Source organism: Telluria sp. ZB4P37 (assembly GCF_059685855.1).
Map to the genome: position 1 here is coordinate 587,807 of NZ_JCASID010000002.1, position 13,020 is coordinate 600,826.

At 64.5% G+C, this 13,020-nt stretch carries 9 protein-coding genes, 1 tRNA gene and 3 pseudogenes; 6 read left to right on the forward strand and 7 right to left on the reverse strand.

Going from position 1 to position 13,020, the window contains the following annotated elements:
- Positions 1–11 precede the first annotated feature (11 nt).
- Together AC56K1_RS07025 and AC56K1_RS07030 are read right to left on the reverse strand one after the other, a co-directional pair.
- Positions 12–710 (reverse strand): hypothetical protein, encoded by a 699-nt coding sequence (locus AC56K1_RS07025; RefSeq protein WP_497157190.1) that lies wholly within the window; start codon positions 708–710, stop codon positions 12–14.
- 79 nt (positions 711–789) lie between these two features.
- Positions 790–971, reverse strand: a pseudogene (locus tag AC56K1_RS07030) (GntR family transcriptional regulator); the annotation flags it as partial.
- Positions 972–1,096: 125 nt separating this feature from the next.
- On the opposite strand from AC56K1_RS07030, the gene AC56K1_RS07035 reads away from it, so the two are divergent.
- From AC56K1_RS07035 to AC56K1_RS07050, 4 genes and pseudogenes are all read left to right on the forward strand, one after another.
- Positions 1,097–1,339: a hypothetical protein gene (locus AC56K1_RS07035; protein WP_497157187.1), complete on the forward strand. Its 243-nt coding sequence runs from the start codon at positions 1,097–1,099 to the stop codon at positions 1,337–1,339.
- A gap of 57 nt (positions 1,340–1,396) precedes the next feature.
- Positions 1,397–1,501, forward strand: a pseudogene (locus tag AC56K1_RS07040) (phosphate acyltransferase); the annotation flags it as partial.
- 96 nt (positions 1,502–1,597) lie between these two features.
- Positions 1,598–1,689, forward strand: a tRNA-Ala gene (locus AC56K1_RS07045).
- A 220-nt stretch (positions 1,690–1,909) separates the two neighbouring features.
- Positions 1,910–2,391: pseudogene (locus tag AC56K1_RS07050) on the forward strand (IS5/IS1182 family transposase); the annotation flags it as partial.
- Between the two features lie 419 nt (positions 2,392–2,810).
- Here the strand turns inward: AC56K1_RS07050 and AC56K1_RS07055 are convergent.
- From AC56K1_RS07055 to AC56K1_RS07065, 3 genes are read right to left on the reverse strand one after another with little or no spacing between them, the layout of a single operon-like run.
- On the reverse strand, positions 2,811–5,633 hold the full coding sequence (locus AC56K1_RS07055) for an ATP-binding protein (RefSeq protein ID WP_497157117.1): 2,823 nt from the start codon (positions 5,631–5,633) through the stop codon (positions 2,811–2,813).
- A gap of 8 nt (positions 5,634–5,641) precedes the next feature.
- Positions 5,642–6,376 (reverse strand): hypothetical protein, encoded by a 735-nt coding sequence (locus AC56K1_RS07060; protein WP_497157118.1) that lies wholly within the window; start codon positions 6,374–6,376, stop codon positions 5,642–5,644.
- Positions 6,369–7,745 carry a hypothetical protein gene (locus AC56K1_RS07065; RefSeq protein ID WP_497157119.1) on the reverse strand — a complete coding sequence of 459 codons (1,377 nt, stop codon included), beginning with the start codon at positions 7,743–7,745 and terminating at the stop codon, positions 6,369–6,371. The genes AC56K1_RS07060 and AC56K1_RS07065 overlap by 8 nt, the downstream gene beginning before the upstream one ends.
- 302 nt (positions 7,746–8,047) lie before the next feature.
- Between AC56K1_RS07065 and katG the strand changes: the two genes are divergently transcribed.
- Complete coding sequence (katG, locus tag AC56K1_RS07070; RefSeq protein ID WP_497157120.1) at positions 8,048–10,270, forward strand: catalase/peroxidase HPI; 2,223 nt, start codon at positions 8,048–8,050, stop codon at positions 10,268–10,270.
- A 49-nt stretch (positions 10,271–10,319) separates the two neighbouring features.
- On the opposite strand, the gene AC56K1_RS07075 is transcribed toward katG, so the two are convergent.
- Both AC56K1_RS07075 and AC56K1_RS07080 read right to left on the reverse strand, forming a co-directional pair.
- Entirely contained in the window at positions 10,320–11,072 is a 753-nt protein-coding gene (locus tag AC56K1_RS07075; RefSeq protein ID WP_497157121.1) for a DUF3108 domain-containing protein, read from the reverse strand.
- Position 11,073: 1 nt separating this feature from the next.
- Complete coding sequence (locus AC56K1_RS07080) at positions 11,074–12,183, reverse strand: DUF3108 domain-containing protein (RefSeq protein WP_497157122.1); 1,110 nt, start codon at positions 12,181–12,183, stop codon at positions 11,074–11,076.
- Between the two features lie 114 nt (positions 12,184–12,297).
- On the opposite strand from AC56K1_RS07080, the gene AC56K1_RS07085 reads away from it, so the two are divergent.
- Positions 12,298–12,999, forward strand: a complete 702-nt coding sequence (locus AC56K1_RS07085; protein WP_497157123.1) for a PhaM family polyhydroxyalkanoate granule multifunctional regulatory protein — start codon at positions 12,298–12,300, stop codon at positions 12,997–12,999.
- Positions 13,000–13,020 lie beyond the last annotated feature (21 nt).

A 13,020-nucleotide genomic window follows, 5' to 3' on the forward strand; every position in this document is an offset into this window, starting at 1 on the left:
CTGGGCTACGGTCAAGGCGATTGATGGAGCAGGACGCCGCCCAGCGATCGCGCCTCCGGCGCATAGGCCTGCATTCCCCAGCCTGCGCCGGCCACCAGTAGCGTAGTCAGGACGAACGGGATGAGCGTGCGCTTGAGCGCCGCGACCATCCAGTGCTGCGGATCCAGCACCCGCAGCCGCCGGTACAGGCCCGCCGCCAGCAGCCCGTCCACCAGGATTTCGGCAAACAGGATCGGCGCCGACCAGATCACGAACAGCGATGACAGCGCGATGCCCAGGGCGAGCAGGACCACGACCAGGGGAATCGCGGCCTCCTCGGCATGCCCGATGACTTCGAGCGGCTTTTCCACGACGGCGCCGATATCGCTGTCGCCCGCGCCGACATCGAAGTTGGCGCTGGCGCCGCCTCCGTCGAAAGTCCCGCCACCACCGGTGAAATCAGCGTCCGGCGTATCGGCTCCCGGTCCACCGCCTGAGTCGGTAGGAACGAGGTCGGCGTAATCCGCTGCACTCGTGCGCAACCACAGCCAGAGCAGCAGGAGGAACACGATGTAGCCGACGCCCATCGCCAGCGTGTAGCGCAACGCCATCGCATCGACCCCGGCGGCGAGCATGGCCACCGATGCACCGAATCCGGCCAGGCCCGTGAGGGACACCAGGATGAACATCTGGATGCGGGGGAAGCTGTTGCGCAGCAGGCGGACGCGCATGCTGTGCACTGCATTGGCACGCGTGAGGGGACGGGGACCGACTCGTGGATTCACTTCGACGCTCCTTTACACATTCGATGATCTCCAGCTGCGCTGCCAACTCGCGCTGCGGAGGTAGACGGTCGCCCGGTTTCAGCGACCCGTCTACCTCCGCTGCCTGCAACGCGTCCGCTATCTGCAAAAACGTGGCCCGCCGTGCACGCCCAATCGCGGCAACCCGATTGGCGCATTTTCATCTTGTACGGTTTGCAACTGGGACATTTTGTCCCAATGTATGGAAGTTGCTTTTAAGTAGAATGCCTTAGATCGTGCAGCAACGCCATTCTTGCAGGGCAGTCGCTGACGTTTCTCCTCTCTCAAGTAATAGCCTGGAAATACTCAAAATCATGGATTGGTTCCCTATAGTCGCCGGTACGTTCAAGGTTCTCGCGTTAGGCACCGGCATGTTCTTCGCTATCAAGTGGCATTACGATCAAGGGAAGAAGGAACAGGATAAGCAGAAGGAGAAGCGCGCGGTGTTACGCGCGGTTGGCAAGGTGGCCGCAGTCTTCGTGCTATCGCTCTCGGGCTTGGGGCTCGTCACCTTTGTTTTTATCAGCAGGCTCAGATTGGACTTGACCTTCCCATAATGGCAAAGAATAGTCGGTCGCTATCCGGTGATGCAGCCGCAATTCTCCGATGCGGCCGGCGCAATGATGGTACGTAAGGGCGAAGCCGACGGGATGATGTGCGGGACGATCAGCACAACACATCTCCATCTGCAATTTATTGATCGGGTAATTGGGAAGAGGGACAATTTCAATCTACAACTGTTACCGCAAGGTTTTTGTGAGCGCGTGTAACATATTGTCATGCCAGCCAGCATTTTTGCTAGAATTGTTTCTACTGAAGGGGTGGCTGAGTGGTCGAAGGCACCAAAGTCGCATCTTTGGCCTATACGGAACTGTAGGCGTCGCTGGTTCAAATCCAGCCCCCTTCTCCCTGATGACAGGCATTCTAGTCAAAGGACTAACACATAGGTGCAGTAGCGTTATCTGCATCCGGCCGATTCCAGCCGGTAGGCTAAGTACAGCACCGCGCCAGGCGAAAAAGCTCGCACCTGCCACGACCGGCCGCTGTCGGCCTCACAGCAGACGCAACGGATGCCGGGGGTACGTCACTGGTAATTAACGTGATTCTTTCGCCTGCTGCAACACTCTGAGCGCGAGGCCCAGCGCAACGTCGGGCTGATGTGGCCAACGGGACGCCGGCGCCCGATTTCAGGACGATAGGGAACTTCCGAAAAGATAACGGCAAGGCGATCGGCAAGGTCTGCCGGCAGTTCGTCGTGCTGTGCCAGCAGCTGGATCTGTTCTCGGATGCGGTCGTCGCGATCGATGGCAGCAAGTTCAAGGCCGTCAACAGCAGCGACCGCAACTTTACCGATGCCAAACTCAAGCGCAGGATGCCAGAAATTGAGGCGAATATCAGTCGCTACCTGACGGAACTCGACACAGCCGACCGGCAGGAGCCGGCGACTGCGTAGTCGAAAAGCGTTCGTCTGAACGATAAGATCGCAGCGTTGAAATCTCAAATGGCCACGCTCAAGGAAATTGAAGCGAAGCTTGAAACGACTGGCGAAACGCAGATTTCGCTGACTGACCCGGACTCACGTTCGATGATGAGGCGTGGTTCAGGCATCGATTCGACAAGGCAGATTTCATTTACGACCCACTTAAGAACGAGTATCGCGGCCCGGCAGGCGAGTCCCTCGTATTTCAGGCGCTTGATGTCGCTGCTCGGCATGCAGGGGGTGCTGGCAGCGATCAGGGCGTACGCCCATTTTCTGACGCTTGCAGGCTTGCGCAAAGCGGTATTCATGCTGGCCTTGCCGAAAATGCTAAAACGGCATTGCGACGCCTGGGGCACTGCCATGCACTCCAGGATTTGCTTTCGTCCGTACAAATCGGCTCTCAGTCCTTCGATCTGAGTTTTTACACGGGCTGGGCCGATTGCAGACGCGTAATATCGTCCAGTGTATCGACTTGCTGCTTCCATCACCTGCCGAAAGTTCTATTGAACGTCCGGACATAAAAAAGGGAGCCCACCGGCTCCCCTTCATCAAGCGGCTTTCGCCCCTTCCTTCCTCCGCTGCAGCACGAAGATCGGCTGCGCCCACTGCACGTCCTTCTTCTTTTTGCTGGTGATCAGCGTCAGCTCCGACGGGTCATACACGTCCGTATTATGCGTCAGCGGCGTGGTCATCAAGTACTGCGCGTCGGTGTTTTTCAGGAACTCGCCGACCAGCTGGATGTTACGGATGTCCAGGTGCGCAAACGGTTCGTCGATGAACACGAAGCCGCCCGAGCCTTCTTCCGACTTGAGCAAACCGATGAGCAGCACCAGTGACTTCATCACCTGCTGGCCGCCCGAGGCTTCGCCGTCGTTCATCCCGATCTGGTCCTTGCCGTCGAACTTGAAGCGCACGTGCAGGCCGGCTTGCGCCAGTTGCACGTCGTCGTTCTCCAGGCGCACCGGGTCGGCCTGGACGTCGATGCCGGCCAGTTCGCCCAGGTCCTTGATGTTCTTGGAATAGGTCTTGATCGTGTAGCGTAGCCGCTCGATGTAGGCGCCGCGCGCATTGGCGGTGGCTTCGATCGCGCGGTTGTTCTGGTAGCGGCGCTCCTCGGTCTCGGACTGGCGACCACTGAGTTGGTCGTTCAGGCGGCCGTACTGGTCGATTACGGTGCCGTCCTGTTCCCAGTCTTCGCGCGCCAGGGAATGCTCGAGCGTCGACAGGCGCAGGTTGACCTGGTGGGCATTCTGGTGCTTGGCGACCAGGGCGCCGCGCCAGGCGCCGTTCTTCCAGTTGCTTGGCACATGGCGCCAGCTGCGGCGCAGCGCGAGCAGGGCCTTGGCGTGCTCGTTACGCTGCTCGATCGTGCGGCGGTTGTTCAGGCGCGTGCCGGCTTCGGCTTCGGACAGCGCCATGCGCGCGTTCTGCCACACGGTGTCGGCACGGGTGCGCGCCACCGTCGCATTCTTGGTCAGCATCTGCAGCTCGCCCAGGCGCGCGCCTACTTCCAGGCGCTCGGCCTTGAGCGGGGCAATAGCGCGCAGCGCTTCCTCGAACTCGGCCTGGCGTGCGGCCAGTTCCTTGGCAGCGTCGACGCCGGCAATGCGGCCCTTGAGGGCGCCGACTTCGGCGGCCAGCTTGCTGATGGTGAGCGTGAGCGCGTCCTCCTGGGCTTCCAGGTTCGGCAGCAGCTTCTGGATCGCTTCCAGGCGCTGGGTCTTGCCGGCGGCGCCGAAGCGGTAGCGCGACGGTTCCACGAACAGCGAGCGTCCGCCGCGGCGTTCGCGGTGGTAGGCGTCCGGCGTGATCCATTCGTCGGCACGGGTCTTGAAGCCCTCGTCGACCGAGTCCACGCGCTCGATGCGTTCCAGCTGATCGATCAGCCAGCCCGGTGCCTTGCCGGAGAAGCGCACCACCGACAGCAGGCTGTCGTCCTTGACCACCGGCGCCTCGACGCAATCGGGCACGATGAAGTGGCGGTAGCGCTCCTTCTCGGCCAGGCGATAGGCCGCCGGGGCATCCTTGGCTTTCTCGAGCAGCACGACCGAGGCGTAACCGCCCAGCACACCTTCGACTGCGCCCTGCCATTTCGGGTCGGTCACTTCGACGATATCCGACAGCATGGCGTGGGCGATGCCCTCGTCGCGCAGGACGCGGCGCATCAGGCGTTGCGCTTCCGGTTCCGGCATCGCGCTTTTGCCCTGCAGGGCCGAGACCGTCGCCATTTCGGCGGCGATTTTTGCCCCGATGGCGTCGCGCTTGGCCTTCTGCTTGGCCAGCTCGGCTTCTTTTTCGTCCAGCTGCTTGGCCACTTCGGCGATGTCGGCGCCGGCATCCGCAGCCAGCTTGTGCAGGCGTTCCTTCTGCTCGACCAGGCTTTCCAGTGGTTTCAGGCGGCGATTGACTTCGGTCAGGCGGCCCGCCAGCTCGTTGCCCTCTTGCTCGAGCTGGGTCTCCAGCTTCTGCGCTTCGGTCAGGGCGCGCTGCTGCGCCGCCAATTGCTGGCGCTTCTCGGCCAGGATCGAGTCGGCCTGCAGCAAGGGCTTGCGTGCCTCGCGCAGGTTGCGGCTGATGGTGCCGGTTTTTTCGCGCGCCTCGTGGTATTCGAGCGCCGGCAGCACTTCTTCCTGCAGCCCGCGCTTTTCCTTGTGCAGGTCCGACCACTGGTGGTAGTTCGCTACGCGCAGCCGCAGGCCTTCCAGGTTGATGCGCGAGGTCTCGAGTTCGGACTCGAAGCGCTTCAGTTCCGTTTCGGTGTCGCGCTGGTGGCGCTTGGCTTCGTCGTAGGCGTCCAGCACTTCCTTGTCGCCGAAGACCTGGAACACCAGGTCGAGCAGCTGGCGCGGCGCGTATTCGCACAGCTTGTCGGTCTCGCCCTGCTCCAGCGCCAGCACTTTCGACATGGCCGGCGACAGGCCCGCGGACGCGAGGCGCTTGCGGTAATTCTCGACGCCGAGCCAGTCGGTCGCTTCGGTGACTTCTTCGATGTCGACGTTCCCCGGGCGCATCAGGTACTGGCGCTTCCAGTCGCCGCCATTCTTCTGGATCTGGCAGAACAGCGTCACTTCGTCGTCGGCAAAGAAGCCGGAATGGCGGAACGGGCGGTTCGACAACTGCTTGCCGACCGCCTTGTTGTCGACCACGGCGCGGATCCAGGCGCTTTGCTGGCCCGAGTGGCGCGCGTAGTGTTTATAGGTACGGCCCATCGAGCAATCCAGGCCAAACAGGGTGCGCAGCGCGTCGAGCAGCGTGGTCTTGCCGGAGCCGTTCTGGCCGGCGATCGTGATGATCTTGGCGTCGAGCGGGATGTTCTTGATCCGCTGCCAGTAATCCCAATGGACCAGTTCGAGTGATTTGATGTGGAACATGGGCTATCTCAGTGTGGGGTGTCGGCGGCGTCATCGGCCACGGTGTCGACCGCGGCTTCGACCACGGCATCGTTGGCTGCTTCGCTCTCAAGCGGTGCGCGGCGCGGGACGGTGGCCAGCGGGGCGCGCTTGAACACGTCGGCCAGGGCGCCGTTGATGATGCGTTCCTTGAGCACGTCGGTGTCCATCATCAGGTCCAGCAGCGGGCCTTCCAGGATCACGTCGCCGCGGCGCTCGATGAAGCCGAGCTTCGAGAGCACGCCGAGGTTCATGTCCATGCGGGTCTTCTTGCCCAGCTTGTCGCCGAAGTCCGACAGCAGCGCCGTGTACGAGATGCCGATCGAGGTGTCTTCCGCGCGCGGGATCGGCGCATCCTTCTCGAACATGTCGGTCTGGTCATCAAGCACCGTGACGTGGGTCTCCTGGCGCTCGCGCTTGGGCAGGATGATCTGCGCCCACAGCACCACCAGCAGGGCCACGCCGTCGCGGGTCAAACCGAAATTATTGTTCTGCCAGATGTCCTTGGCGCCAAAAATCTTCGGCTCCACGTTGCGGTGCAGCGCGATCGTGACGTGGTCGGCGTACACGTTGTCGAGCAATTTGAGGCCGGATTCCAACAGGCGCTTGTCCACCTCGATGCGGAACTGCTCGTCCGACAGCGCGCGCTTGACCATCTTGTCGTCGCGGCGCAGGGTCTGGTGCGTCAGCAGGCGCGCGATCAGGATTTGTGCATCGTCATTCATTGCTCGTACCGCTTTCAGGACTGTCAGTATGTAATGCGAGGGAAGCGATCGACATGGCCGCCACTTCCGGGTCGTCGAGCTGGATCATGTCGTCCAGCGTCTCGAAGCGCACCGGCAGGCGCGCCAGCTCGGCGGTCGCGCCCTGCAGGCTGGCCTCGGCCGCATCTCCCAGCAGCGGCAGCAGCGAGGCGCGGTAGGACGCCACCGCAAAACTCGCCGGCAGCAGCGACTCGTGCAGCGCCACCTTCTTCGGGCCGCTCTCGGAGAACTCGGGGAAGTTGCCGAGGTTGGCGAAGTCGGCCAGCTTGTTGATCCAGTCGTTCAGTTCCCCCTGCATGGCAGGGCTGTCGTTGACCGTCAGCGGCGCATCCTGGCCGGTCGGCAGGCCCTTGGGGCCGGTCGAGGTCACGCGCTCGAGCAGCAGCTCGGTCTCGGCCACGTCGATCATCTCGGCCGGGGTGCCGAACAGCGGCACCACCGGACGGTCGATCGCGCCTTCGGCCAGGCTGGCCAGGTCGTCGTGGGCCAGCAGCCAGCGTTTCACGTCGGTGGTCGACAGGCCGGACTGGCCCAGGTGCACGCGCTGGCGCTCGATCTGGTTTAAAGCACGAGAAAACATGCCTTGCATGTTCAAGAGTGCGCTTTGTGCCCTGCCGATGGCTTGCGCCGCCTTGTGGGTGGCCGAATCGGCGTTCGGGTCCGCGGTGATCGCACGCAGGATGCTCGATCCCTTCTCGACCCAGTCGCAGGCCATGTGCCATTTCGCCTGCGAGGTGCGCAGCTTGAATTCGGAGCCGGAGGCGATCGCATCGCGGAATTCCTCGGTCAGCTCGACCAGGCGGCCCAGCAGGTGCCGCAATTGTTCGACCGTGATGCCGCCCACCGCCTGGGCGCCCGCCACCTGCGACAGCAGGAAGCCCATCTCGGCATCGTCTTCTTCCGGCTTGGCCAGGTTGAACAGGGTGTCCAGTGCGGACAGCACATTGCGCGCCAGCGGCGTGATGCGGTAGACCGCGGCCGGCGCATCCCAGGCCAGCAGGCCGTGGCCACGCAGGCGGTTCAGCACCGTTTCGAGGCTTTCCGCGGTCAGGTAGGCCAGCTTGTTGTTGATGTCGCCGCGCGAGAAGCTTGACGTGGCGGTATCGCTGGCCAGCTCGCGCAGCACCAGGAGGCGCACCAGCACACCGTCCTGGGTGCCGTGGAACAGGGCCGTGAACGCCGACAGCATGGGCTGGGCGCGCTTGAGGTGGTAAACCTGCTCGATCTCGTCAGGCGCCACGCCCTGCTGGAAGTGCGCCTGCAGCGGGTCGTCTTCTTGCGGCGATAGGGAATCCGCGGCGAGTGCCGCGCTGGCCAGTGTGTCGATCATCGTGAAATACCGTTCTCCATGCGTGGGCGGCGGCGCCTGTCTTGGCAGGCACAGCCGGTCCGCGGGGGCGCCAGTATAACAGTTTAGGCTGGGCAATTAGCAGTCCGAAGGCTCCTCGACAGGCGCTGCATTGCAGGAAAGACACACTCATCCAGCCCGATTTACTTGATCAAAATGCAATAAACGCGGAAGTTGCGGTTTTACCTATGATTCCTATCAAGAAAGCCAATTGGATGCATTGACACTATCGCCTTATGCTGGCGTTAACAGGTCAGGCCCTGACCAATCAAGGAGAATGCAGCATGAGCGACGAGATGGATCTGAAAACCGCCGAGCAGGAAATGACATGCCCCATGGGGCATGACAAGAAGTCGATGCAGACGCGGACCAATGCCCACTGGTGGCCCGACCAGCTGAACCTGGGTGTGCTGCACCAGCATGCCAACCTGGGCGACCCGATGCTGGAAGACTTCAACTACCGCAAGGAATTCCAGAAACTCGACCTGGACGCCGTCATCGCCGACCTGCACGCCTTGATGACCGATTCGCAGGACTGGTGGCCGGCCGACTACGGCCACTATGGTCCCTTCTTCATTCGCATGGCCTGGCACTCGGCGGGCACCTACCGCATCTTCGACGGCCGCGGCGGCGCCCGATCGGGCGAGCAGCGTTTCGCCCCGCTCAACAGCTGGCCCGACAACGGCAACCTCGACAAGGCGCGCAGGCTGCTCTGGCCCATCAAGCAAAAGTACGGCAAGCAATTGTCGTGGGCCGACCTGATGATTTTGGCAGGCAATGTGTCGCTCGAATCCATGGGCTTCAAGACCTTCGGCTTCGGCGGCGGGCGCGAGGACATCTGGGAACCACTGCCGATCGACTGGGGTCCGGAATCCACCTGGCTGGGCGATGAGCGCTACAGCGGCGAGCGCGAGCTGGCCAAGCCGCTCGCCGCGGTGCAGATGGGACTGATCTACGTGAATCCCGAAGGCCCCAACGGTACGCCCGACCCCGTCGGTTCGGCGCGCGACATCCGCGACACCTTCGGGCGCATGGCCATGGACGACGTCGAGACCGTGGCGCTGGTGGCCGGCGGCCACACCTTCGGCAAATGCCATGGCGCCGGCCCCGCGCACCACCTGAGCTCCGATCCCGAGGGCGCCAACATCGAAGAGCTGGGCCTGGGCTGGAAAAGTGCCTACGAAAGCGGCGTCGGCGCGCACGCCATCACCAGCGGCCTGGAAGGCGCCTGGACCGCGACACCGACCACATGGGACATGAGCTACCTGGAAACGCTGTTCGGCTTCGAGTGGGAGCTGACCAAGAGCCCGGCCGGCGCGCACCAGTGGAAGCCGGTCGGCGATGCGGGCCGCAATGTGCGGGACGCCCATATCCCCGGCAGGCTGCACCAGCCGATGATGACCACCGCCGACCTGGCCCTGCGCTTCGACCCCGCCTACGAAAAGATCGCGCGCCACTTCCTGGCCAACCCGGCGGAGTTCGCGGACGCCTTTGCCCGCGCCTGGTTCAAGCTGACGCACCGCGACATGGGACCGAAGCTGCGCTACCTCGGCCCGCTGGTGCCGCAAGAAGACCTGATCTGGCAAGATCCAGTTCCGGCAGCGGACCACCCGCTGGTGGACGAGGCCGACATCGCGGCACTTAAAGCCAAGGTGCTCGCGTCAAGCTTGAGCATCCCGCAGCTGGTGAAGGCGGCGTGGGCCTCGGCATCCACCTTCCGCGGCAGCGACATGCGCGGCGGCGCCAACGGCGCCCGTATCCGCCTGGCGCCGCAAAAGGACTGGGAAGCGAACGACCCGGCCGAGCTGGCGCAGGTACTGCAACAGCTGGAAGCCATCCAGCAGGAATTCAATGCATCGGCGCCCGGGGGCAAGCGCGTGTCGCTGGCCGACCTGATCGTGCTGGGCGGCAGCGCCGCGGTGGAGGCAGCCGCGAGGAAGGCCGGCCACGACGTCAAGGTACCGTTCCGGCCCGGCCGCATGGACGCCGCGCTGGAGCAGACCGACGTCAATTCCTTCGAGGTGTTCGAGCCCGCGGTCGACGGCTTCCGCAACTACATCCACGCCGGCGCGGCGGGTAACGTGGCCAATGCCATGCTCGACAGGGCCAATCTCTTGATGCTGACCGCGCCCCAGATGACAGCCCTGGTCGGCGGCATGCGCGCACTGGGCGCCACCAGCGGCGGCGAACAGCACGGCGTGTTCACCACCCGTCCAGGCGCGCTCACGCCGGACTTCTTCACCAACCTGCTGGACATGCGTACTGCCTGGAAGCGCGTCGACGGCAGCCAGCACCTGTTCGAGGGAACCGATCGCAAGACGGGCGAGCGGCGTTGGACCGCCACGCTGGCCGACCTGATCTTCGGCAGCAATGCGCAGTTGCGCGCACTGAGCGAGGTGTATGCCGCGGGCGACGGCGAGGCGCATTTCGTGCAGGACTTCGTGAAGGCGTGGACCAAGGTGATGGAGCTGGACCGGTTTGACCTGAAGTATGCGAAGGCCGCTTGAGGCCGGTCGATTGGTGATAACCGTAGAGTCAGCGACGGCTCTTTCTTGCTCAACGCTTCGTCACCGTCGCGAGCGTCTGCTCAATCTGCTCCTTCTCCCCATCCTGGTAGCGCAGCTTGACCGGATACCACTCGTGCTTCGGCGCCAGCCAGACTTCCAGCACCTGGTCCTTCTTGTCGGCCAGCGGCTGGCGCGCCACCAGCACCGTCTCGATCTGGCCCAGGCCGGTGCGCAGCGTTTCGCGGCGCACCACCTTGAACACCCAGGTCTGCGCATCGCGCCGGCCGGCCACGAAGAAAGGCCATTCCGAGCCCGGCTTGAAGCGCTCGCCCGCGGCGCGCGCCACGGCGGCCAGCTGCCAGGTGATCGAGACGCGGTCCTGCTCCCCGCCCTTGAGTGCGTAGACCTGCTTGCTTTCGCTGAAACTCAGGGACTTCGCATCGCGGTCGAAGGTGGTCGTGGTAGGGGCCTTGCGCAGGCGCTTTTCGTGGAATTCGGCCGGGGCCAGGCCGAAGGCATCCACCGCGCCGCTGCTGCGGTCTTCGGTAATGGTGCCCAGCACCGGCGCGCGCGACTCGGCGCTGACGGCGTATTTGCCGTCGCCGGCGCGCCAGGTGACCACGGCCTCGCCTTTCAGGCTGAAGCCGCGGTGGCGCGCCTGCAGCTCGTAATTCAGGTCGGCCGACGGCGGCAGCGCGAATGGGCGCTTGATGGCGGCGGGCGCATCCTGGGCGCAAGCGCTGCCCAGGCTCAGTGCCAGCAGCAGGCTGCAGCAGGTAGGTCGAAGTGTCGAACTGTGCATATCAAAATCCTGGTTGGGTCATGGCGATCTTGTTCACCGTTTGCGTGGTCACTGCGCCATTGGCTTCGCTGCTGCGGATCTGCACCGGCATCCAGCCATGGGCCGGGGCCAGCCAGATATCCAGGCGCGATTTGTACGAGCCCGGCTTGGGTGGACGGGTCAGGCGCACGGTCTGCAGGCGCCCGAGGGGGGTGTCGATCTCTTCCTGGCCGACGACCCTGAAGGTATAAACGCTGCCGTCGCGGTCTTCGCCGACAAACATGTCGATGTCGCCGCTGAGCTGGGACGGATCGGCGCGTGCGATCGCCGCCAGCTGCAGCGGCACCGTGGCCTTGTCCTGGGCCCCCGGTTGCAGATTGTAATGCGCTTGCGAGCCTGAAAACGTCACCTGATTGGCCGGCCAGTCGAAATGGGTCGCGGTCAGCGCGCGGCCGCGGCGCTTTTCCGTCATGGTCCTTGGCGCCAGCCCCGTGTTGCCGACCTGTCCTTCGCTGGTCAGGACCACCAGGTTCACGCGCGCGAACACGACCCGGATGCCGGCTTCGATGCGCACCCGGTAGGCGCCGGCCTGGTCGCGCTTCCACGACAGGACGGCCTGGCCGCGCCAAAGGGTGCCGTCGGCATCCTGGCGCGCCACGTCGAGCGTGAGGTCGGCCGGCGGTGGCACGTCGACCTTGTAGCGGCGCACCAGGTCTTGCGCAGGCGGCGCTTCGGGCGCGGGTGCGGGCCCGGATGCCTGCGCCGGCGCGGGGTCGGCTGCCGCCACCGGGCTGGCGGCCGGGCCCGGTGCGGGCGGCGCATCCACCGGCGGGCCGGCCGGCAGGCGCTCGCCCACGGCATCGGCGACCACCATGTCCGATGGCAGCGGGTCGAAATCGGGCAAGGGCGGCTGGGCCATCTTCGGCGCGGGCGGCGGCACGGGTTCGGGGGGCGGCGCGGCCTTCGGCGGGAGCAGCCGGGTCACGCTCACCAAGGTGCCGCCGTCGCGCCCGGGCAGCGACAGGCCCTGGGTGCCGGCGGTGATCCAGCCCAGCACCAGCCAATGCAGCAGCACGACCAGGGTACCCAGCACCAGGGGGCGGCGCCGCTCTCGGAGGAAAGCAAAACTCATGGCGCTAGTGTAGCCTGACCGCCGCGCCGCTGCCGAGCCACGACTTGCGGATCGACTTTGTAACAGTGTTATTTATCTGCTACGCTAGGGTGTCACCCCCAACGGAGAACAACGATGCTCAAGCCCCCTATGCCGAACGCTGCCGGAATGACCGATACGCTCGAATTCGTCAAGAATCTCTGGGGTAGCATGAATATCCCCGGCGTCACGATGCCGGGCGCCACGTCCAGCCTGTCCACCGAAGACCTGGACAAGAAAATCGCCGACCTGAAAGCCGTCGAATCCTGGCTGAACCTGAACATCGCCATGCTGCGCGGGACCATCCAGGCGCTCGAAGTGCAGCGCGGCACGCTGGCCACGCTCAAGGCGATGAGCGAGAGCATGGCCCAGGCCATGGGCGGCGCCGGCGACAAGTCCGCCATGGCCGCGCCTTTCGCCCAGTTCTTCGCCCAGTCCGCCACGCCCGCGGCCCCGCCGGCGCCGCCAGCCGCCCCTGCCGCGGCGCCCGGAACCCAGGCCGAAGCGGCCGCCGACGGCTCCGCGGCCGACAATCCGATGCCGGCCGCCGTCGCCTGGTGGAACTTGTTGCAAGACCAGTTCCGCCAAGCGGTAACCAGCGCCATTCCGACACCCGGCGAGGCGCCCGAAGGGGCCTCCGCCCCGCACGAAAGCGCGGCAACCACATCGCCTGCCAAGCCGAGGGGAAAAGGCAGCTCGCCGCTGGATGTCTCCGGTGGCGCACCCGATCCTGCGAACAGCAATCCGGCTGCCGGCCGGGTCGGACGCAATCCCCGCGGCAAAGCCGACAAAGCTTGACGAGCAGCAAACCCGCGCACA